At 70.2% G+C, this 19,972-nt stretch carries 18 protein-coding genes; 9 read left to right on the plus strand and 9 right to left on the minus strand.

Annotated elements, in window-relative coordinates:
* Window positions 1–43: 43 nt before the first annotated feature.
* Window positions 44–772 (plus strand): amino acid ABC transporter ATP-binding protein, encoded by a 729-nt coding sequence (locus tag ACH4YP_RS33520; protein ID WP_398494617.1) that lies wholly within the window; start codon window positions 44–46, stop codon window positions 770–772.
* A gap of 165 nt (window positions 773–937) precedes the next feature.
* Here the strand turns inward: ACH4YP_RS33520 and aroQ are convergent, their stop codons facing one another.
* Window positions 938–1,411: a type II 3-dehydroquinate dehydratase gene (gene aroQ, locus ACH4YP_RS33525; protein ID WP_398494547.1), complete on the minus strand. Its 474-nt coding sequence runs from the start codon at window positions 1,409–1,411 to the stop codon at window positions 938–940.
* Window positions 1,412–1,514: 103 nt separating this feature from the next.
* Between aroQ and ACH4YP_RS33530 the strand changes: the two genes are divergently transcribed.
* Both ACH4YP_RS33530 and ACH4YP_RS33535 read left to right on the plus strand, forming a co-directional pair.
* Window positions 1,515–2,558: a S66 peptidase family protein gene (locus tag ACH4YP_RS33530; RefSeq protein WP_361052799.1), complete on the plus strand. Its 1,044-nt coding sequence runs from the start codon at window positions 1,515–1,517 to the stop codon at window positions 2,556–2,558.
* 59 nt (window positions 2,559–2,617) lie between these two features.
* Entirely contained in the window at window positions 2,618–3,922 is a 1,305-nt protein-coding gene (locus ACH4YP_RS33535) for an MFS transporter (RefSeq protein ID WP_398494549.1), read from the plus strand.
* A 97-nt stretch (window positions 3,923–4,019) separates the two neighbouring features.
* Here the strand turns inward: ACH4YP_RS33535 and ACH4YP_RS33540 are convergent, their stop codons facing one another.
* The 7 genes from ACH4YP_RS33540 to ACH4YP_RS33570 form a co-directional block, all read right to left on the minus strand.
* Window positions 4,020–5,120, minus strand: a complete 1,101-nt coding sequence (locus ACH4YP_RS33540; protein ID WP_398494551.1) for a calcium:proton antiporter — start codon at window positions 5,118–5,120, stop codon at window positions 4,020–4,022.
* Between the two features lie 71 nt (window positions 5,121–5,191).
* Window positions 5,192–5,494, minus strand: coding sequence for a hypothetical protein (locus ACH4YP_RS33545; protein WP_361052808.1), 303 nt, complete (start codon window positions 5,492–5,494; stop codon window positions 5,192–5,194).
* A 131-nt stretch (window positions 5,495–5,625) separates the two neighbouring features.
* A complete protein-coding gene (locus tag ACH4YP_RS33550) occupies window positions 5,626–6,627 on the minus strand; it encodes a TerC family protein (RefSeq protein WP_361052811.1) in 1,002 nt (333 codons plus the stop codon).
* Window positions 6,628–6,914: 287 nt separating this feature from the next.
* Window positions 6,915–8,951, minus strand: coding sequence for a TerD family protein (locus ACH4YP_RS33555; protein ID WP_398494554.1), 2,037 nt, complete (start codon window positions 8,949–8,951; stop codon window positions 6,915–6,917).
* Between the two features lie 45 nt (window positions 8,952–8,996).
* Complete coding sequence (locus ACH4YP_RS33560) at window positions 8,997–9,575, minus strand: TerD family protein (RefSeq protein WP_055615261.1); 579 nt, start codon at window positions 9,573–9,575, stop codon at window positions 8,997–8,999.
* A gap of 140 nt (window positions 9,576–9,715) precedes the next feature.
* Complete coding sequence (gene uvrB / locus ACH4YP_RS33565) at window positions 9,716–11,854, minus strand: excinuclease ABC subunit UvrB (protein WP_361052818.1); 2,139 nt, start codon at window positions 11,852–11,854, stop codon at window positions 9,716–9,718.
* 40 nt (window positions 11,855–11,894) lie between these two features.
* A complete protein-coding gene (locus tag ACH4YP_RS33570) occupies window positions 11,895–12,758 on the minus strand; it encodes an MHYT domain-containing protein (protein WP_361052821.1) in 864 nt (287 codons plus the stop codon).
* Window positions 12,759–13,035: 277 nt separating this feature from the next.
* On the opposite strand from ACH4YP_RS33570, the gene ACH4YP_RS33575 reads away from it, so the two are divergent.
* The 4 genes from ACH4YP_RS33575 (at window position 13,036) to fdhA (ending at window position 17,396) form a co-directional block, all read left to right on the plus strand.
* Complete coding sequence (locus ACH4YP_RS33575) at window positions 13,036–13,911, plus strand: glycerophosphodiester phosphodiesterase (RefSeq protein WP_398494556.1); 876 nt, start codon at window positions 13,036–13,038, stop codon at window positions 13,909–13,911.
* 91 nt (window positions 13,912–14,002) lie between these two features.
* Window positions 14,003–14,557 carry a methylated-DNA--[protein]-cysteine S-methyltransferase gene (locus tag ACH4YP_RS33580; protein ID WP_398494558.1) on the plus strand — a complete coding sequence of 185 codons (555 nt, stop codon included), beginning with the start codon at window positions 14,003–14,005 and terminating at the stop codon, window positions 14,555–14,557.
* A 223-nt stretch (window positions 14,558–14,780) separates the two neighbouring features.
* Complete coding sequence (locus ACH4YP_RS33585; RefSeq protein WP_398494560.1) at window positions 14,781–16,052, plus strand: MFS transporter; 1,272 nt, start codon at window positions 14,781–14,783, stop codon at window positions 16,050–16,052.
* A gap of 117 nt (window positions 16,053–16,169) precedes the next feature.
* Window positions 16,170–17,396 carry a formaldehyde dehydrogenase, glutathione-independent gene (gene fdhA / locus ACH4YP_RS33590; RefSeq protein ID WP_398494562.1) on the plus strand — a complete coding sequence of 409 codons (1,227 nt, stop codon included), beginning with the start codon at window positions 16,170–16,172 and terminating at the stop codon, window positions 17,394–17,396.
* Between the two features lie 95 nt (window positions 17,397–17,491).
* On the opposite strand, the gene ACH4YP_RS33595 is transcribed toward fdhA, so the two are convergent.
* Window positions 17,492–17,920: a VOC family protein gene (locus tag ACH4YP_RS33595; protein ID WP_361052836.1), complete on the minus strand. Its 429-nt coding sequence runs from the start codon at window positions 17,918–17,920 to the stop codon at window positions 17,492–17,494.
* A 99-nt stretch (window positions 17,921–18,019) separates the two neighbouring features.
* Here ACH4YP_RS33595 and ACH4YP_RS33600 point away from each other — a divergent pair, with 99 nt between their 5' ends.
* Both ACH4YP_RS33600 and ACH4YP_RS33605 read left to right on the plus strand, forming a co-directional pair.
* Complete coding sequence (locus ACH4YP_RS33600) at window positions 18,020–18,925, plus strand: pseudouridine-5'-phosphate glycosidase (RefSeq protein ID WP_361052839.1); 906 nt, start codon at window positions 18,020–18,022, stop codon at window positions 18,923–18,925.
* Entirely contained in the window at window positions 18,922–19,854 is a 933-nt protein-coding gene (locus tag ACH4YP_RS33605; RefSeq protein ID WP_398494565.1) for a carbohydrate kinase family protein, read from the plus strand. The genes ACH4YP_RS33600 and ACH4YP_RS33605 overlap by 4 nt, the downstream gene beginning before the upstream one ends.
* Window positions 19,855–19,972 lie beyond the last annotated feature (118 nt).

A 19,972-nucleotide genomic window follows, 5' to 3' on the forward strand; every position in this document is an offset into this window, starting at 1 on the left:
ACCCGGCAAGGCACCCGTGGGCTCCGGCGTGCCCGTGCTGCGGATGGAGGCCGTCCGCAAGACCTTCGGCGACTCGGTCGTCCTGCGGGACGTCGATCTTGAGGTCGCCCCGCACACGGTGACGGCGCTCATCGGGGCCTCCGGCTCGGGCAAGTCGACGCTGCTGCGCTGCGCGAACCTGCTGGAGGAGATCGACGACGGCGCCATCTGGCTGGACGACGAGGAGATCACCGACCCCCGGGCCGACCAGGACGCGGTGCGCCGCCGGATCGGCGTGGTCTTCCAGGCGTACAACCTCTTTCCGCACATGACCGTCCTGCAGAACATCACGCTCGCCCCGCGACGCGTGCACGGCGTGGACCGCGCGGAGGCGGAGGCGCACGCCGGTGAGCTGCTCGACCGGCTCGGGCTCGGCGCCAAGGCGGACGAGTACCCGGACCGGCTGAGCGGCGGCCAGCAGCAGCGGGCCGCGATCGTCCGCGCCCTGGCCGTACGCCCCAGGCTCCTGCTCCTCGACGAGATCACGGCGGCCCTCGACCCGGAGCTGGTGGGTGAAGTCCTCAGTGTCGTGCGGGACTTGAAGGAGGACGGCATGACCATGGTGCTTGCCACGCACGAGATGGGCTTCGCCCGCGATGTCGCGGACCAGGTCTGTTTCCTCGACGGCGGCGTCGTACTGGAACGGGGCACGGCCGAGGAGGTGTTCGGCGACCCGCGGGAGGAACGCACGCGACGTTTCCTGCGCCGGATCGTGGAGGCGGGACGGCTGTAGGCGACGGCCTGGCGCGGGGCGGGTCGGGATTCGTGGCTCGGGGCGGACGAGGACGGCGTTCGGAAATCCTGGATCGAGGTCATGCGTCGATGGTGGCACCCGCCACTGACAATCGGCCGCCGTCCGCCGGGCGCCTCCCGTCAGGCCGCCGATCGTCCTCTTCCGTCAGGCCTCCGCCTGAGCCTCTCCCGCCAGCGCCGCGACCCGCTCCACCCCGAACACGTAACCCTGCACCCCGCAGCCCGCGATCACGCCGTCGGCGCGCAGCGAGACGTACGAGTGGTGGCGGAACTCCTCGCGCTTGTGGATGTTGGAGATGTGGACCTCCAGCACGGGCAGCCCGTCGCAGGTGTTGAGGGCGTCCAGGATCGCGACGGAGGTGTGCGAGTAGGCGCCCGGGTTGATCACGATCCCGGAGTGTTCGAGGCGTGCCTCGTGGATCCAGTCGACCAGTTGGCCCTCGTGGTTGGACTGGCGGAAGTCCACCGTGCCGCCGTGCGCGGCCGCCGCCTTGGCGCACATCGCCTCGACGTCGGCGAGGGTGTCGGAGCCGTAGATCTCCGGCTGGCGCTGCCCGAGGAGGTTCAGGTTGGGGCCGTTGAGAATCATGATCGGGGCGTTGGCGAGGGTGCGGGGCACGGTTCCTCCGGTCCGGTCGGGTGGCTCGGCCCGTTCAGGACCGCTGCTCAGACCCGGTTTATCACGGTGCGCCGACACCGGGACGGCCCCTACCCTCCCTCGCATGACGACTCCCGCGTACCCGCCCAAGCCCGTGCCCGGCGACCGGGTGGCCGTGATCTCGCCGTCCGCCGCGCTGCCGGGGGTCCTTCCGCTCCCGTACGAGTTGGGTCTTGAGCGGCTGCGCAAGGAGTACGGCCTGGAACCGGTCGAGTTTCCGGCGACCCGGAGGATGGGTTCTACGCCTCAGGAGCGGGCCGACGACATCCACGCGGCGTTCACCGACCCGGACGTCAAGGCGGTCATGGCGTCGATCGGCGGTGACGACCAGATCACCGTGCTGCCGCTGCTGGACCGGGAGTTGATCCGCGCCAACCCGAAGCCGTTCTTCGGGTACAGCGACAACACGAACCTGCTCGCCTACCTGTGGAACACGGGAATCGTCGGCTATCACGGCGCGAGCGTGATGGGCGAGCTGGGCCGGCCCGGCGCCATGGACCCGCTGACCGCCGAATCCCTGCGGGCGGCGCTCTTCGGCTCGGGCGAGTACGTACTGCGTCCGGCCGAGAGGTGGCGCGATGTCGACCGTGACTGGGCGGACCCGGCGACCTTCGTGTCGGCCCCGGAGACCCGGCCCGGCACCGGATGGACCTGGGTCAACGCCGACCGGGTGGTGGAGGGCCGCAGTTGGGGCGGCTGTCTGGAGATCCTGGCCTGGCTGCTGATGGCCGACCGGGAGATCCCGCGCGACCTCTCCCTCCACGGCGGCGTGCTCTTCCTGGAGACCTCGGAGGAACTGCCGAGCGGTGAGGAGGTCTTCCGCGTCCTGCGGAGCATGGGCGAGCGTGGACTGCTCCGGCGTTTCTCCGCGCTGCTGATGGGCCGGGCGAAGACGTGGTCCTTCGAACGCCCCAACAGCCCTCAGGAAGGCGCGCGTTACGCGGCGGAGCAGCGCGAGGCCGTACTGCGCGCCATGCGGGCGTACGCCCCCGACACCACGATCGTCTTCGATGTGGACCTCGGGCACACCGACCCGCAGATCGTCATCCCCTACGGGGGAGTGATTCGCGTGGACGGTCCCGCCCGGCGCATCACGGTGACCTACTGAGGCCACCGGGCCCCCGTGCGCCCCCGTAACTCCTGGTGACCGTGGGTAGTTGACGCGGCATGCAGCGTGCACGCACAGTAAAGCCCCCTTCCATGCCGCGGCTCGCGGCAGCCGCGCTCGCCGGGACGGCCATCGAGTTCTACGACTTCTTCGTCTACGGGACGGCGGCCGCTCTCGTCCTGGGCCCGCTCTTCTTCCCCACGTTCTCGCCGGTGGCGGGGACGCTGGCGGCCTTCGGGACGTTCGGGGTCGGGTTCGTGGCGCGGCCGTTGGGCTCGGTCCTGTTCGGACACATCGGGGACCGGCACGGCCGGCGGCCCGTTCTCGTCCTCTCCTTGTTGCTGACCGGCGCCGCGACCGTCGCGGTCGGCTGCGTACCGACGTACGACTCCATCGGTACGGCCGCTCCCGTGCTGCTCCTTGTGCTGCGTTTTCTGCAGGGGCTGGGGCTCGGCGGGGAGTGGGGCGGGGCGGTGCTGCTGACCGCGGAGCACGCTCCGGCCGACCGGCGCGGGCTGTGGTCGAGCTTCCCGCAGATCGGGCCCGCGGTGGGGTTCGTCCTCGCCAACGGGGTGATGCTGGTGCTGTCGGCGACGCTCTCCGACGCACAGTTCGCGAGCTGGGGTTGGCGGGTGCCGTTCTGGGCGGCCGGCGTGCTCGCGGCGGCGGGGCTGTGGCTGCGCTCCTCCCTGGCGGAGAGTCCCCAGTTCCTCGAACTGCGCGAGCACGCGCGCGTGCCTCTCGCCGAGGTCGTACGTGAACACTGGCGGCTCGTCCTGCTGACGGCGGGGGCGCTGGCGATCGGGTACGCGGTGTTCTACGCGGTGACGACCTGGTCCCTCGCCTACGCGACCGAGCGGCTCGGAGTGAGCCGTACCGTCATGCTGACCTGCATCATGGCGGCCGTCGTCGTGAAGGGTGCGCTGACTCCGTTGGTGGCGATTCTCGGCGACCGCCACGGACGGCGGCCGCTGTGCCTGGCGGGCTGTGCGGCCAGCGCCCTGTGGATGTTCCCGATGATCGCGCTGCTGTCGACGGGCGAGCCGCTGCTGATGTTCCTCGGTTTCCTGGTCGCGCTGATCGCGTTCGTGACGATGTTCGGCGTGATCGCCGCGTATCTGCCGGAGCTGTACGAGCCGCGGGTGCGGTGCACCGGTGCGGCCGTGGGCTACAACCTGGGCGGCGTGCTCGGGGGTGCGCTCACGCCGATCGTGGCCACGGCGGTCGCCGAGCAGAGCGGGCGGGTTCCCTGGGGTGTGGCCGCCTATCTGACGGGCATCGCGCTGCTCAGCCTGGGGTGCTTCGCGCTGCTGCCGGAGACTCGGCCGGTGGCTGTCGTGGCTACGGAGCCGGCCACGGGGTGAGCCCTCCGCAGGCCGTACGTAAACGATTGCGCAAGCGTTTACGTACGGCCTGCGTGCTCGCTGGGCTCTACGGGTGCACCCCCTTCGGGCGCGGCCCCTACGGGTTGATCGCCAGTTCCAAGTACGCCGCGAACAGGACCAGGTGGACGCCGCCCTGGAGTGGGGTGGCTCGGCCGGGGACGACGGTGAGGGAGCTGACCACCACGGTCAGGGCGAGCAGGACCATGTGGGTGGCGCCGAGGCCGAGGACGAGGGGGCCGGAGAGCCAGATGGAGGCGACGGCCACGGCGGGGATGGTGAGGCCGATGCTGGCCATCGCCGAGCCGAGGGCGAGGTTCAGGCTGGTCTGCACCCGGTCGCGGCGGGCGGAGCGCAGTGCGGCGATCGTCTCGGGGAGCAGGACGAGCAGGGCGATGATCACGCCGACCACGGAGTGCGGCATCCCGGCCGCCTCCACCCCGGACTCGATGGTGGGCGACACGCCCTTCGCGAGACCGACCACACCGATGAGGGCCAGGCCCAGGAGCCCGAGGCTGATGCCCGCGCTTCTGGCGGACGGGGCGTCGGCATGGTCGTCCGCGTCGATCACCTCGCCCTGCCTGGTGATCGGGAGGAAGTAGTCGCGGTGCCGCACGGTCTGGGTCGCCACGAACAGGCCGTAGAGGACGAGCGAGGAGAGGGCGGCGAAGGTGAGCTGGGCGGTGGAGAACTCGGGGCCCGGCTTGCTGGTGGTGAAGGTCGGCAGCACCAGACTGAGCGTGGCCAGCGTCGCGACGGTCGCGAGCGCGGCGCCGGTGCCCTCCGCGTTGAAGACGGCGAGCCCGTGCCGCAGTGAGGCTACGAGCAGGCTCACGCCCACGATGCCGTTGCAGGTGATCATCACGGCCGCGAAGACGGTGTCGCGGGCGAGTGTGGAACTCTTGTCGCCGCCGTCCACCATCAGGGTGACGATCAGCGCGACCTCGATGATCGTGACGGCGACGGCGAGGACCAGCGAGCCGAACGGTTCACCGACCCGGTGTGCGACCACCTCGGCGTGGTGGACGGCTGCCAGCACGGCTCCGGCCAGTACCAGCGTCACCACGGCGACGACGGCGCCGGGCAGGTCGCGGCCCCAGGTGAAGACCAGCAGCACGACCGCCAGCGCGGGCACGACGGCCGTCCACTGCGTCAGGAGTGACCGGAGCCGAGCGATCATGCAGCGATCGTCGCAGAGGTGAACGGGCCCCGCACTCCGGTCGCGCGGGCCCCGTTCACGGGGCGCATGGGCTACTTGAGCTCGCGCATCTCCCGCAGGTCACAGTTGGTGTAGACGCGCTCGCCGATGCACAGCGCGCCCAGTTGCTCCGCCAGTTCGGCCGTTTCGGGGGCGTCGCTGTTGCTCATGGCCTCCTCGTACGAATCGAATTCGATGAGGGCCAGATAGCGGCGGGGGTTGTCGCGGTCCTGCAGGAGCGTGTGGCGCGTGGGGCCGCCCGGGCTGCCGGCGTTGCGCTCCCCGGCTTGCTGGAGCAGCTGCTGCATCTCGTCCAAGCGCTCGGTCTCGAAGTCGATGATCTGCACGAACTTCATCGGTGCCTCCATCCGGCCACGGCGTCCCCGGGCCGGGAAACGCGCTCAGGAAACAAGCAAGCACCGGGAGCGGTGGTCGGCAATTCGCCGCGGGCCGCTCCCGGTGCTGGTTGTCTCTACGTCCGACGTGGTCAGGCCTCGATGCTGTCCTTCGGAGCGCCTTCGTCGTCGCTCTGCGCCGCCTCGGCCGCCGCCTGCTTCTTGGAGGCCATCAGGCTGGTGATCGTGGTGATCACCAGGACTCCGCAGATCACGCCGAGAGAGACCGGGATGGAGATCTCCGGGACGTGGACGCCCGATTCGTGCAGCGCGTGCAGCACCAGCTTGATGCCGATGAAGCCGAGGATGACCGACAGGCCGTAGCTGAGGTGGACCAGCTTCCTGAGGAGTCCGCCGATCAGGAAGTACAGCTGCCGCAGACCCATCAGCGCGAACGCGTTGGCCGTGAAGACGATGTACGGGTCCTGCGTCAGGCCGAAGATCGCCGGGATCGAGTCGAGCGCGAAGAGCACGTCGGTGGTGCCGATCGCCAGCATGACGACCAGCATCGGCGTCATGACCCGCTTGCCGTTCTGCTGGATCCACAGCTTGGTGCCGTGGTAGCGGTCGGCGACTCCGAAGCGCTTCTCGGCGACCTTGAGGAGCTTGTTCTCCTCCCAGTCCTCGTCCGACTCGTCCGCCCGGGCCTCCTGGATCAGCTTCCAGGCGGTGTAGATGAGGAACGCGCCGAAGATGTAGAACACCCACGCGAAGCTCGCGAGGATCGCGGCGCCCGCGGCGATGAATATCGCGCGCAGGACGAGCGCTATGAGCACACCCACCAGCAGCACCCGCTGCTGGTACTGCGTGGGCACGGCGAACTTCGCCATGATCAGGACGAAGACGAAGAGGTTGTCGACGCTCAGCGACTTCTCGGTGATGAAGCCGGCGAAGAACTCTCCGGCGGGCTGGCCTCCGGAGAAGAGGAGCAACCCCAGGCCGAACAGCGCGGCCAGGACGATCCAGACGACCGTCCAGATTCCGGCTTCCTTGATTGATACGTCGTGCGGCTTGCGGCCGATGAAGAAATCGACCGCGATGAGGGCTGCGAGGCCCACGATCGTCAGGACCCAAAGGGTCACGGAAACATCCACTGCGCCTCCGGCAGTACGTAACGGCAAGTGTCAGCGTCGTCGCTGCCGGAGGTCTCTTCCACCCGATGCAGGTAGGGCGCGTGATGCGCCCGGTGCACTCGGGCCGACGCCCCGGGATCTGACCAGATCCGTATTGACGGGTACGCCGCAGATGGCAGGGAGTACTCCCCTCCGTACGGAAAAGAGTACCCCAATCACCAAGGAAAGGTAAAGAGATTAGTAAAAGAAGAACCAAATCCCCAGGTCAGGGCGCTTGAAGAACTCTTGGTAAAGGGTGCGCGGAGGCCTCAGCGGTTCCAGGAGCGGCGGGCCGCCGCGACCTGGGTGAGGACATGCTGGAGCACCTGGCTGCCCGGGGGGACGCGCGAGGGATCGTAAGTCCACGCGTGCCCGACCCACGGGTCGGCGAGGTGGTCGTCGGGCACGGGTGTGAGCCGGAGCAGCGAGCGCCACAGCGGGTCGAGCAGCGGTCCGTAGGCGGTGGCGTCCTCCCGGTCGGCGACCAGCATGAGGTGGACGCCGACGGCCGGGCCCTCGTCCGCGAGATAGCGCAGCTGGGTCACGGCGCGGTCGTCGAAGCCGTGCGGGAAGTCGTTGACGATCAGCAGCTGCTCGGCCGTGTCGAGGTCGGGCGGCAGGGAGTCGGCCGCGCCGGCCCGGATCGCCATCTGTACGAGATCGACGCGTTGCGTGAGCCGGGCCAGTACGTCGGTCACCCCAGCCGCTCCGGCGGACGGCGGACCGTTGAGCACGCCCGTCTGTACGAGGGGCGCGAGGGACGAGGCACCGGAGCCCGCCGGGTCGATGACATGCAGTGTGTACTCGCCCGCCGGGTAGACGGCGAGGAGCCGGGCCGCGATCGCCACCGCCGTGTCCATGCCGAGGCGGCGCAGGTCGTCGGAGTCGGTGATCGAGGCGTCGGAGGATCCGGAGCGTCCGCTGTCGATCCACAGACCGCGCTCCAACGGCAGCCGCACCAGCATCGGAATGCTCAGGCCCGCGCTCTCGGGCAGGTGGAGGTCGCCCAGACGCACGGCCATGGGGATCTCCATCGGGACCCGGTAGCCGTGCCAGACGGGGTTGTCCCAGCGCGCGAAGGCGGTCGGCAGCGCGGGCTCGACGACCTCCGCCTCGGCGGTGAGCTGGGCGAGGTCTCGGTCGAGGGCCTCCCTGGCCCGGTCGATCAGCTGGGAATGCTTGGCTCGGGCGGCCTCGCGCGCCGCATCGCCCTGGCCGCCGATGCGGCTGCGCGGGTCGGACAGGACCTTGTCGAGCTCCTGCTCCATCCGCGACTCTGCGAAGTCGACCGCGCTGCGGTACGCGGCCGTGGCGCGGGCCAGATCCTCGAACATGCCCCACACCTGGTTGTACAGGCGCTCCTCCATGGACCAGCCGGTCGCGTCGCCCGCGACGGGCTGTGCGGACTGTCCCGGCTGGGCCGGGGGCGCTGTCGGCGGAGGCGGCGGAGGCGCGGCGGCCTGCCGTCCCGGGTGGCTGTAGTTGACGGGTCCGCCGACTCCGGCGGGCTGGGTGACGGCGGACGGGTCCGGCTGGCCGGGCCCTCCGGGGTGGCCGCCCTGCGGCGTGGCGTGCCCGGGAGTGCCGGACGCCGCGTGTCCCTGCCCGCCCGGGTGTCCCTGCTGCGGTGATACGTGACCGGGGGCGGCCTGGGGCGTGGTTCCGCCCTGGTTCTGACCCACTGCCGGGGTCGCGGCGTGCCGCGAGCGGTCGCCCTCCGACGTCCGCGGCGGGGGCGCGGCCACCGAACGGGCGAGGCCCTGGGCGACCGCTTCGTTGATGCTGCCCGCGAGTTGGCGGGCCTGGGGCAGGCCCTGGTCGGCGAGGAGCTCGGCGAGGCCGCCCGCGTATCCCTGGCCCACGGCGCGGACCTTCCAGGCGCCCTGCCTGCGGTAGAGCTCGAGTGCGACGACAGCCGACTCGGCGTCGAGCCCCGTGATCGTGTAGCTGGCGACCTCGGAGCCGTCGAGTCCGGTGACCGCGACGAAGGGTGCGGCGACGGAGCCGAACCTGAGCGGCCCGCTGCCTCCGGACGGCAGCGCGAGCAGCACGCTGACCCGGTGCACGGACTCGGGCAGGGCGTCCAGGTCACACGCGAGGCGGTGGTCGGCCGCCGCCTGCTTGGAGACCTCCAGGCCGGGCAGAGTGGGTGAGCCCGGATGGGCCACCCACTCGACACCGTGCACCGTGCCCTGTTCGTCGCTGAGCGTGGCCCCGGCCACGATCGGTTTTCCGGCCGACACCCGGATCTCAAGTCGGGCCTGGGGCAGCGGGTGGTTCTGCCCCCGGACCAGCTCAGCCGTCATCGCCTTCGTTCCCCCTATGTACTCGTGCGCCGGGTGCCGGGTTGCCTACAGGTGCGGCAGGATCGCCGGCATCAGGTCCTGGAAGGTGCGGCCGTTGGCCGGCGTACCGAGAGCGGTCATCTGCCAGCCCGCGCCCGCGCGGTGGACCTTCGCCATGATCTGCGCCGTGTACTGGCCGCCGCCGGCCAGGGTGTAGCGGGCCAGCTCCTGGCCGTTGGTCTCGTCGACCAGGCGGCAGAACGCGTCCTGCACCTCCTGGAAGGTCTGGCCCGTGAACGAGTTCACGGTGAAGACGATCTGGTCGATGTGGACCGGGATGCGCGCGAGGTCGACGAGGATCGCCTCGTCGTCGCCACCCTGGCCCACGCCGCCCACGAGGTTGTCACCGGTGTGGCGCACGGAGCCGTCGTCGCTGACGAGGTGGCGGAAGAACACCACGTCGACCGGCTGCTTGTCCGCGAACAGCACGGCGGACGCGTCGAGGTCGATCTCGCGGGTGCGAGAGCCGAACAGGCCACGTCGCGGGGCGGCCTGCCAGCCGAGCCCCATGCGGACCGCGGTCAGCGTGCCTCCGTCGTTCTTCTGCAGACTGATGGCCTGACCCTTGGTCATGTTGACCGTCACGCGCTGTTCCCCTCTCGAACTGTCCCCTGTTGCCGCAGAGTCCTGCGGTTGACCAGCAACCCTACGCAGAGCCACTGACAGCGCCGAACCCTGGTGCACACTTTGTGTCGGTCTTGCAACACACCGCGCCACTCCGGGTGTCAGGCGATACCGGCTTCCTTCATCTGTCGCAGTTCCTTCTTCATCTCCGAGACCTCGTCACGCAACCTCGCGGCGATCTCGAACTGCAGGTTCGCGGCGGCAGCGCGCATCCGCTGCGTCATCTCCTCGATCTGCTCGGCGAGTTCCGCCGCGGGCCGGTCGGTCGGGACGGTCTCCTTGGCCTTGCCCTTTGCGGACTTGGCCCCCTTGGCGGCCTTCCCGCCGAGTGCGGGCACGGGGGCCTTTGCACCCTTGCCGTCCGACGACTTGCGGTAGCCCGAGCCGAGCAGCTGTTCCGTGTCGACGTCCTCGCGGGCGATCTGCGCCACGATGTCGTTGATCTTCTTACGGAGGGGCTGCGGGTCGATGCCCCTCTCCGTGTTGTACGCGACCTGCTTCTCCCGGCGGCGGTTGGTCTCCTCGATGGCCTTCTCCATCGCCGGGGTGATCTTGTCGGCGTACATGTGGACCTGACCGGACACGTTACGAGCGGCGCGGCCGATGGTCTGGATCAGGGAGGTACCGGAGCGCAGGAAGCCCTCCTTGTCGGCGTCGAGGATCGACACCAGGGAGACCTCGGGCAGGTCGAGGCCCTCCCTGAGGAGGTTGATGCCGACGAGGACGTCGAACTCGCCGGCCCGCAGCTCGCGCAGCAGCTCGACGCGGCGCAGGGTGTCGACGTCGCTGTGCAGATAGCGGACCTGGATGCCCAGTTCGAGGAAGTAGTCGGTGAGGTCCTCGGCCATCTTCTTCGTGAGGGTGGTGACCAGGACGCGCTCGTCCTTCTCGGTGCGCTTGCGGATCTCGTGCACCAGGTCGTCGATCTGGCCCTCGGTGGGCTTGACGACGACCTCGGGGTCGATGAGGCCGGTGGGACGGATGATCTGCTCGACGAAGCCGTCGCCGCGCGAGAGCTCGTACTTGCCCGGCGTCGCCGACAGGTAGACGGCCTGGCCGATGCGCTCCTGGAACTCCTCCCACTTCAGGGGGCGGTTGTCCAGGGCGGACGGCAGCCGGAAGCCGTGGTCGACGAGCGTGCGCTTGCGGGAGGCGTCGCCCTCGTACATCGCGCCGATCTGCGGGACCGTGACGTGCGACTCGTCGATGACGAGCAGGAAGTCGTCCGGGAAGTAGTCGATCAGCGTGTTCGGCGGGGAGCCGGGCTCGCGGCCGTCGAAGTGCATCGAGTAGTTCTCGACGCCCGAGCAGGAGCCGATCTGGCGGAGCATCTCGAGGTCGTACGTCGTGCGCATCCGCAGCCGCTGGGCCTCCAGGAGCTTGCCCTGCTTCTCCAGCTCCGAGAGACGCTCGCCCAGTTCCTTCTCGATGTCGTTGGCGGCACGCTCCAGGCGCTCGGGGCCCGCGACGTAGTGGGTGGCCGGGAAGATGTAGAGCTGCTGGTCGTCACTGATGATCTCGCCGGTGAGCGGGTGCAGCGTGGAGAGGGCCTCGATCTCGTCGCCGAACATCTCGATGCGGACGGCCAGCTCCTCGTAGACCGGGAAGATCTCGATGGTGTCGCCGCGGACGCGGAACGTGCCGCGGGTGAAGGCCAGGTCGTTGCGCGTGTACTGGATGTCGACGAAGCGGCGCAGGAGGTCGTCCCGGTCGATCTCGTCGCCGATCTTGAGGTTGACCATGCGGTCCACGTACTCCTGCGGCGTACCCAGGCCGTAGATGCAGGAGACCGAGGCGACCACGACGACGTCACGGCGGGTGAGCAGCGAGTTGGTCGCGGAGTGGCGCAGGCGCTCCACCTCCTCGTTGACCGAGGAGTCCTTCTCGATGTAGGTGTCCGACTGCGGGACGTACGCCTCGGGCTGGTAGTAGTCGTAGTACGAGACGAAGTACTCGACGGCGTTGTTCGGCAGCAGCTCGCGGAACTCGTTGGCCAGCTGGGCGGCCAGCGTCTTGTTCGGCGCCATCACGAGGGTGGGGCGCTGGAGCTTCTCGATCATCCACGCGGTGGTGGCGGACTTGCCGGTGCCGGTCGCGCCGAGCAGGACCACGTCCTTCTCACCTGCGCGGATGCGCCGCTCGAGGTCGGCGATGGCAGCGGGCTGGTCGCCGCTGGGCTGGTAGGAACTGACGACCTCGAAGGGCGCCACCGTGCGTTCGATCTTGGATACGGGCCGCATGGGTTCCACCGTACGACCCCGCACTGACAACGGGGTCGCGTCACCAGTTCTGCGGGGTGCGGGAGCCGGGGCGCCTGGAGCTCCGGCGCGGGCCGGGCACGGACCGGCGGCCGGTGTGGCGGACGGTGTGCGCCGGGATGCCGGGCTTCTGCTCGGCGGGGCTCCAGTCGGGCTTGCCCATGACCATCAGCGGGTCGAACATCACGACGACACCGGCCAGCAGCAGGAAGGCGAGAGGGCCGACCATCAGGGGGGCCAACAGGGTCGCGGGCGAGTCCCCGGAGGGGGTGCTGGCGGCGCCGTGCAGATGGACGTTGAGGGCGGCCATACCGGTGTAGTGCATGCCGCTGACGGCGAGACCCATGACGAGGCTCGCGCCCACGCTCCACATGAAGCCGCGTACCTGACCCGCCGCCCACAGGGCCGCGATCGCGGCGACGACGGCTATGACGACCGAGGCGGAAACAGTGAAGGTGTTGTACTCGAGCTTTCCGTTGAGTCGCATTCCGGCCATACCCAGGTAGTGCATCGAGGCGATGCCGAGCCCGGTGATGGTGCCCCCTGTGAACAGGGCCGTTCCGGAGGCTCCCCGGTAGCCGACGATGAAGATCCCGATGCCGACCATGACGATCGCCACGCCGAGGCTCGCGAACGTCGTCAGTTTGTCGTAGTGGACCGGGGTTTCCCGGACGGAGAAGCCCATCATCGCGACGAAGTGCATGGTCCATATGCCGGAACCGATCGCCGCCGAACCGAGGGCGAGCCAGCCCGGCCGCCAGGAGCGGGTGACGAGCATCGACCTCGTGGTGCAGCGCAGGCCCAGTGCTCCACCGAGGCAGGCCATCAGGTACGCCACCAGCGGCGTGACGAGTCCGTAGCTGAATCCGTCGACCGTGCCCTGCATGCGCGGTTGCCCTTCCGCCCTGTTGAGTCCCGGAAATTCGTGAGGTGCCCCCGTCCCAGGACCGCCACGGCGGTCAGGGTTGACGCAGAGAGTATGACTCGCCCCGGAACGCTCGAACGATTTTCCGGCAAAGAATCACGGCCTTGCCCCACTTGTGCGGCACGCGTGATCGGACATGGGCAACTCCATTCAATCTGTGGCCATCCTGCACCCCCCTACTGTTGACCCTCTGCTGTCACTCTAGGACGGTCCGTGAACACAGACGCAAGGAGTACGCATGCACGCGCGCGCTGCCGCCGCCACGACCACCGCGCTCCTGGGAGCCGCTGTCGTTGTTCTTCCCCCACACACCGCCCATGCCGCGCCGGACACCGACCGGACACAGGTGATCGCTCACCGCGGCGCCTCCGCCTACGCGCCCGAGAACACCCTGGCCGCCATCGACAAGGCCGACGACCTCGGATTCCGCTGGGTCGAGAACGACGTCCAGCGCACCAAGGACGGCCAGCTCGTGGTGATCCACGACGACAGCCTGACCCGCACCACCAACGTCGAGGAGGTCTTCCCCGGGCGCGCCCCGTGGAAGGTCAAGGACTTCACCGCCGCGGAGATCGCGCGGCTGGACGCGGGCACCTGGTTCAGCCCCCGGTACGCGGGCGCGCGCGTGCCGACACTGAAGCAGTACATGAACCGGGTTTCACGGAATCACCAGAAGCTCGTCCTGGAGATCAAGAATCCCGCGCTCTACCCGGGCATCGAGCGGGAGACCCTCAAGGTCCTCAGCAACGAGGGCTGGCTGGGTCCGGCCCACGTTCGGAGCAAGCTGGTCGTGCAGAGTTTCAGCGCGGACAGCATTCGGGCCGTGCACGCACTGCGGCCCGACATCAAGACGGGCTTCCTGGGTACGCCGGCGGTCGCGGAGCTGCCCGCGTACGCGCAGTTCGCCGACCAGATCAACTCGTCGCACACGACGATCTCCCTCGGTTACGTCGCCGCGATCCACGCGCTCGAAGGACCGCACGGCAAGCAGCTGGAGATCTCCACCTGGACCGTCGACACCGCGGAGGACACGCGGCGCGTCGCGGGCTTCGGCGTGGACGGCGTCATCACGAACAAGCCGGACGTGGTGCGGGAGGCGCTGAACGAGGGCTGAACCCGCCTTCACCAGCTCTCGCCGGTGGCACGGACGCTCACATGCGTCCGTGCCACCGGCGTTGTCAGTGGTGCGCCGTACCGTGGAGCGCATGGACAGCCAAGGGCAGAACGAGCAGCGAGTGGTGTGGACCGTCGTCGACAGCGACATCGGTCCGCTGCTGCTGGCCGCGACCGGCGAAGGCCTGGTCAGCGTCGGTTTCCACGCCACGGACGCGGTGCGCGACAAGACGCTCGACCGGCTCGGATCCCGATTCGGCACCGAGCCCGTCGAGGCACCGGAGTCCCCGCTCCTGGCCGAGGCGATACGTCAGATCGCGGCGTATTTCGCGGGCGAGCGCAAGGACTTCGAGCTGCCGCTGGACTGGTCCCTGATCTCCGGGTTCAACCGCCAGGTGCTGCGCGAGCTGGCGTCCGGCGTTCGGTACGGGTCCGTGGTGGGGTACGGCGATCTGGCCCGGCGGGTCGGCCAGCCGGGGGCCGCCCAGGCGGTGGGCATGGCCATGGGCGCCAATCCGCTGCCGGTCGTCGTGCCGTGCCACCGGGTGGTGGAGAGTGACGGCGGCATCGGCGGGTTCGGGGGCGGCCTGGAGACCAAACGGAAGCTGCTGGCGCTGGAAGGGGTGCTGCCGGAGCCGTTGTTCTGAGGGTGTCCCGGTGCTGGAGGTGCCTCCATCCTGAGGGGTGCCTCTAAGTGCTCGGTCGTGGGGGCGCGGTCGCTGTTGTCGTGAAGGGGTCCTGAGCTCAGGGCCAGGGGGAGGATGCGCCGGTGACCACATGGTTCACGCACGGAGATGTGTCCGAAACGGTGCGGTTCGCAGCGGCGGGCAGGGTAGGCGCGTTCGGTTGTAGTGCCGCGGGACGCTGCCGGTGACCGCCGTCGAGCGACCTGTCGCCGGGCCGATCGGCGCGGAGGAGCTGCCGGCGCTGCGGCGCCGGATATCCGCCGTTCTTGTCGCCAGTCAGATCCTCGGCGGGCTCGGTGTGGCCACGGGCATCGCGCTCGCGGTCGTACTGGCCCAGGAGGTCGCGGGCACCGAGTCGCTGGCCGGGCTCGCGCCCACCGCGACGGTCACGGGGACGGCCGTGCTCTCTGTGCCACTCGCAGCGCTGATGACCGCACGCGGCCGACGGCCGGGGCTCGTACTGGCGTATCTCATCGGAGCGTTGGGGGCGGGGATCGTCGTGGTCGCGGCGGCGATGGACAACTTTCCGCTGCTGCTGCTCGGCATGGCGGGGTTCGGCGCGGCCTCGTCCGCGAATCTGCAGGCTCGGTTCGCGGCAGCGGACCTGGCGGAGCCGCAGCGGAGGGCGCGGGCCATCTCGAACGTCGTGTGGGCCACGACGATCGGCGCGGTCCTCGGCCCCAACATCGCCGCACCGGCCGGCCGCAGCGTCTCCGGGCTCGGCATACCGGAGGCGGCGGGACCCTTCCTCTGGGCGGCCGGTGTCTTCCTCATAGCGGCGCTCCTGGTCGCGGTGCTGCTGCGCCCCGATCCGCTGCTCACCGCGCGTGCGCTGGCGCCGGTCGAGGAGCAGTCCCCCGCCGCACGTTCCATACGGGCCGGGGCGGCCGCTGTCCGGGCCTCGCCACGGGCCCGGCTGGCCCTGGTGACCGTGACCGTCTCGCACACGGCGATGGTGTCGGTCATGTCGATGACACCGGTCGATCTCGGTCACCACGGAGCGAGCATCGATCTGATCGGGCTGGTCATCAGCATCCACATCGCGGGCATGTTCGCGTTCTCGCCCGTCATGGGACGGCTGTCCGACCGATTCGGGCGACTGTCGGTGATCGGCCTTGCCGTGGGGCTGCTGGCCTGCGCGGCGCTGCTCGCGGGCACCGCGGGTGCCAGTCATGCGCAGACCGCTGCCGGGCTCTTCCTGCTGGGGCTCGGCTGGTCGGCCGGTCTCGTCTCCGGCTCCGCGCTCCTGACGGACTCCGTGCCGCAACCCGCGCGCGCCGCCGCGCAGGGCCTGTCCGACCTGACCATGAACAGCGCGGCGGGTCTCGGCGGCGCGGCGGCCGGCCTCGTCGTCGCCCAGGCGAGCTACGGCTGGCTGAATCTCGTCGCCGCCTGTCTGCTGCTGCCGCTCGGTGCCCTGGCGCTGTTCACCCGAGGCCGGCCCGCCGCTTCGTGACGTACCCACGGAGACCCGCGCGAGGGCTGGCCGGAACGGTGCGGCGGTAGCAGACTCCGCCATGCGCACAGCCGCTGGCATCCGAAGTCACGGGGGCCGAAGGGACGGCGATCACGTATGAGCGGGAACAGGGCAGTCGCGTATCTCAAGCCGGGCGCGGTGGAAGTCAGGACCATCGACTACCCGACGCTCGAACTGCAGGACGGGCCAGGGGTGGCGTCCGCGAACATCGGCCGCAAGTGCCGGCACGGAGTCATCCTCAAGGTGCTCGCCAGCAACATCTGCGGCAGCGACCAGCACATGGTGCGCGGCCGGACGACAGCGCCCGAGGGGCTCGTCCTCGGGCACGAGATCACCGGGGAGGTCGTGGAGCGAGGCCCGGACGTCGAGTTCGTCGAGGTCGGGGACATCGTCTCGGTGCCGTTCAACATCGCATGCGGGCGGTGCCGCAACTGCAAGGAACGCAAGACCGGCATCTGTCTGAACGTCAACCCGGCCCGCCCCGGGGCGGCCTACGGCTATGTCGACATGGGCGGCTGGGTCGGCGGCCAGGCGGAGTACGCCATGGTCCCGTACGCGGACTTCAACCTGCTGCGGTTCCCGGACCGGGACCAGGCGCGCGAGAAGCTCCTCGATCTGACCATGCTGTCGGACATCTTCCCGACCGGGTTCCACGGCGCGGTGACCGCGGGCGCCGGGGTCGGCTCGACGGTGTACGTCGCCGGGGCGGGGCCGGTCGGTCTCGCGGCCGCGGCGTCGGCGCAGCTGCTGGGCGCCGCCGTCGTCATCGTCGGCGACCTGAACGCCGAACGTCTCGCACAGGCCAGGAGTTTCGGCTGCGAGACGGTCGACGTCAGCGAGGGCGACGTGGGCGAGCAGATCGACCAGCTCCTGGGTGAGCCGGAGGTGGACGTGGCCGTCGACGCGGTCGGCTTCGAGGCGCGGGCCCACGGTCCCGACGCCCAGGAGGCACCCGCCACGGTCCTCAACTCGCTGATGGGCATCACGCGCGCGGGTGGCGCGCTCGGCATTCCGGGCCTGTACGTCACGGACGACCCCGGCGGGATCGACCAGGACGCGCGGACCGGGACGCTGAAGGTGCGGCTCGGTCTGGGGTGGGCGAAGAGCCACCGCTTCACGACCGGTCAGTGTCCGGTGATGCAGTACCACCGGGGGCTGATGAAGGCGATCCTTCACGAGCGGGTGCACATCGCCAAGGCCGTCAACGCGACGGTGATCGGTCTGGAGGACGCTCCGCGCGGCTACGCCGAGTTCGATCAGGGCGCCAGCCGCAAGTACGTCCTCGATCCGCACGGGGCACTGAACGGAGCGAGGCCTGTCTGAGCCCCGAAGGCCAAAGGGGTGTCCACGCGCGCGTGGACACCCCTTTCCCCCGTCAGGTCAGAGAGCTGCTCGGGGATGCTCGGGGGACCTGAGAGCTACTCGTAGTGCCGCGCTTCGAAGACGTTCCCGTCCGGGTCTCGGAAGTAGAAGCTCCGCTTGGCCTTTCCGCGGGCGCCGTACGCGTCGTGGGTGAAGTCCGAGAGGGGAACCGCACTCTCCTCCAGGCGGGCGTGGAGCGCGTCGAAGTCCTCGCCCGGGAGGGACAGGCAGACGTGGTTGACCGGATGGCCCGCACTGGCGGCCGCGTCGGGGACGACGTCCATACGGGGTGCCATCGTCAGGGGCGCGAGGTCGAAAATGGTCTCCTCGTTGAGGCGCACGGAGGGAAAGGACACCTTCCCCGCGGCGAACTCGGTGACCCTGATGGGCTCGAGGCCAAGCGCCTTCTCGTAGAAGTCGGCCGAGGCCACGGGGTCGCGCACCCAGAGGACGACGTGGTCGAGACGTGTCGAGTTGTCCGTCATGACCTCAGGCTGCTGCCTCGTTGTGCTGGTCGCAAGGGTTTGGCCGGGTGCGTCGCCCGCCAGGGATGAGGGGAGAACCGACAGACAGGAGGCACGCGCGTGCTGGTGGTTTCCGAAGAGGTACGGGAGGCGCTCGCCGCGGGGCGGCCCGTGGTGGCACTGGAGTCCACGATCATCGCGCACGGGCTGCCGCGTCCGCGCAATCTCCAGGTGGCACTGGAGCTGGAGGACGTCGTGCGCCAGGAGGGTGCCGTTCCGGCGACGATCGCCGTGCTCGACGGGCAGCCCCGCGTGGGTCTCGACAAGGAGCAGCTGGAGCGGGTCGCCAACGAGGACGGCATCCGCAAGCTCGGGCATCGCGATCTGCCCCTCGCGGTCGCCGCGGGGGTCAGCGGGGCGACCACGGTTTCCGCGACCGCCCTGCTGGCCGCGCAGGCGGGCGTACGGGTGTTCGCGACGGGCGGGCTCGGCGGCGTACACCGGGAGTGGACGGTGACGCAGGACGAGTCCGCCGATCTGGGGCTGCTTGCGCGCACCCGGATCACGGTGGTGTGCGCGGGGGTGAAGTCGATCCTGGATGTGCCGGCGACCCTGCAGCGGCTGGAGACGCTGGGGGTCGCGGTCGCCGGGTACGGGACAACGCACTTCCCCGGCTTCTATCTGTCCGACTCGGGTCACCCGGTGGACTGGACCCTGGAGTCGCCCGGTGAGGTCGCGGCCGTCATGCGCGCTCAGGACGCGCTCGACGGCCCCGAGTCGGCGCTGATCGTCGCCAATCCGGTGCCGGAGGCGGAGCAGCTCGATCCCGAGCTCCACGCGCGCGTGCTCGCCGACGCGCTGAACGCGTGCGAGGCGGAGGGCGTGAGCGGCCAGGCGGTGACACCGTTCCTCCTCGGTTATCTGGTGCGCCACACCGAAGGGGCGTCGCTGAGCGCCAACCTGGCGGCGGTACGCGGCAACGTACGGCTCGCGGGGCGGATCGCGGCTGCCTGGGCAGGCGCGTGAGCGGGGCGAGTGGCCCCGGCAAGGCTCCCGGCGGGGCTCTCCTGGTCGTCGGCGACGTCGTCACGGACGTCGTCGCCCGGCACCGTGGGCCGCTCGCGTCCGGCACCGACACGGCCGCCTCCGTCCGGACCGTGCCGGGCGGCGCGGGCGCCAACGTCGCGTGCTGGGCGGCCCGCCGGGACGGCACGGAGGTACGCCTGCTCGGCAGGGTGGGCATGGACTCCGCCGCGTGGCACGAGCGCGAGCTGGCCGCTTCGGGGGTGCTCCCCCTGCTGGTCATCGACCCCGAGGCGCCGACCGGGACGGTGGTCTGTCTGGTGGACACGGGCGCTTCGGCGGAGCGCACCTTCCTCACGGACAGCGGCGCGGCCCTGCGGCTCACCGCCGACGACTGGTCGCCGTCACTGCTCGACGGTGTCGCCCGGCTGCATCTGTCGGGCTATCTGTTCTTCTCCGAGCCGTGCCGTGCGCTGGTGACGGTGGCGGTGGAGTCGGCACGCGCGCGTGGGGTGCCGGTGAGCGTGGATCCGGCGTCGGCGGGATTCCTCGCGGTGCTGGGGGTGGACCGTTTCCTCACGCTCATCGAGGGTGTCGACGTCCTGCTGCCCAGCCGGGACGAGGCCTGTCTGCTGACCGGTCTGCCCGATCCGGCGGACGCGGCGGCCAAGTTGAGCCGCCACGTCCCGCTGGTGGTCGTCAAACAGGGCGGGGCCGGAGCCCTGGTCGCCCGGTCGGGGGAGGTCCGGGCCCGGGTTCCGGCGGTGCCCGCGACCCCGGTCGACACCACGGGTGCCGGTGACGCCTTCACCGGCGCCTTCCTCGCCGCACTCCTCGCGGGCACCCGACCGGAGGAAGCCGCCGCGGAGGGATGCCGGGCCGGGGCACGAGCGGTGGAACAGGTGGGCGGGAGGCCGACGACGAACACATAGGCCTCCCGGGCCCGTGGACCGCTCCCGGCCGACGCGAACCACACGGATCAACACAGATCTGCCCCGATCCACCCCGATCCGCCCGGGCGGGCTACGGAGGCCCGAGCGTCCGAGGCTC

The organism is Streptomyces sp. NPDC020747, from assembly GCF_044334695.1.
In the GTDB taxonomy this organism is placed as follows: domain Bacteria; phylum Actinomycetota; class Actinomycetes; order Streptomycetales; family Streptomycetaceae; genus Streptomyces.

Bases quoted from the DNA above. Each gene is read 5' to 3' on its own strand.
- ACH4YP_RS33520 (WP_398494617.1), top strand. From the start codon at position 44: ATGGAGGCCGTCCGCAAGACCTTCGGCGACTCGGTCGTCCTGCGGGAC.
- ACH4YP_RS33530 (WP_361052799.1), top strand. From the start codon at position 1,515: ATGACGACTCCCGCGTACCCGCCCAAGCCCGTGCCCGGCGACCGGGTG.
- ACH4YP_RS33535 (WP_398494549.1), top strand. From the start codon at position 2,618: ATGCAGCGTGCACGCACAGTAAAGCCCCCTTCCATGCCGCGGCTCGCG.
- ACH4YP_RS33540 (WP_398494551.1), bottom strand. From the start codon at position 5,120: ATGATCGCTCGGCTCCGGTCACTCCTGACGCAGTGGACGGCCGTCGTG.
- ACH4YP_RS33545 (WP_361052808.1), bottom strand. From the start codon at position 5,494: ATGAAGTTCGTGCAGATCATCGACTTCGAGACCGAGCGCTTGGACGAG.
- ACH4YP_RS33555 (WP_398494554.1), bottom strand. From the start codon at position 8,951: ATGACGGCTGAGCTGGTCCGGGGGCAGAACCACCCGCTGCCCCAGGCC.
- uvrB (WP_361052818.1), bottom strand. From the start codon at position 11,854: ATGCGGCCCGTATCCAAGATCGAACGCACGGTGGCGCCCTTCGAGGTC.
- ACH4YP_RS33570 (WP_361052821.1), bottom strand. From the start codon at position 12,758: ATGCAGGGCACGGTCGACGGATTCAGCTACGGACTCGTCACGCCGCTG.
- ACH4YP_RS33575 (WP_398494556.1), top strand. From the start codon at position 13,036: ATGCACGCGCGCGCTGCCGCCGCCACGACCACCGCGCTCCTGGGAGCC.
- ACH4YP_RS33580 (WP_398494558.1), top strand. From the start codon at position 14,003: ATGGACAGCCAAGGGCAGAACGAGCAGCGAGTGGTGTGGACCGTCGTC.
- fdhA (WP_398494562.1), top strand. From the start codon at position 16,170: ATGAGCGGGAACAGGGCAGTCGCGTATCTCAAGCCGGGCGCGGTGGAA.
- ACH4YP_RS33595 (WP_361052836.1), bottom strand. From the start codon at position 17,920: ATGACGGACAACTCGACACGTCTCGACCACGTCGTCCTCTGGGTGCGC.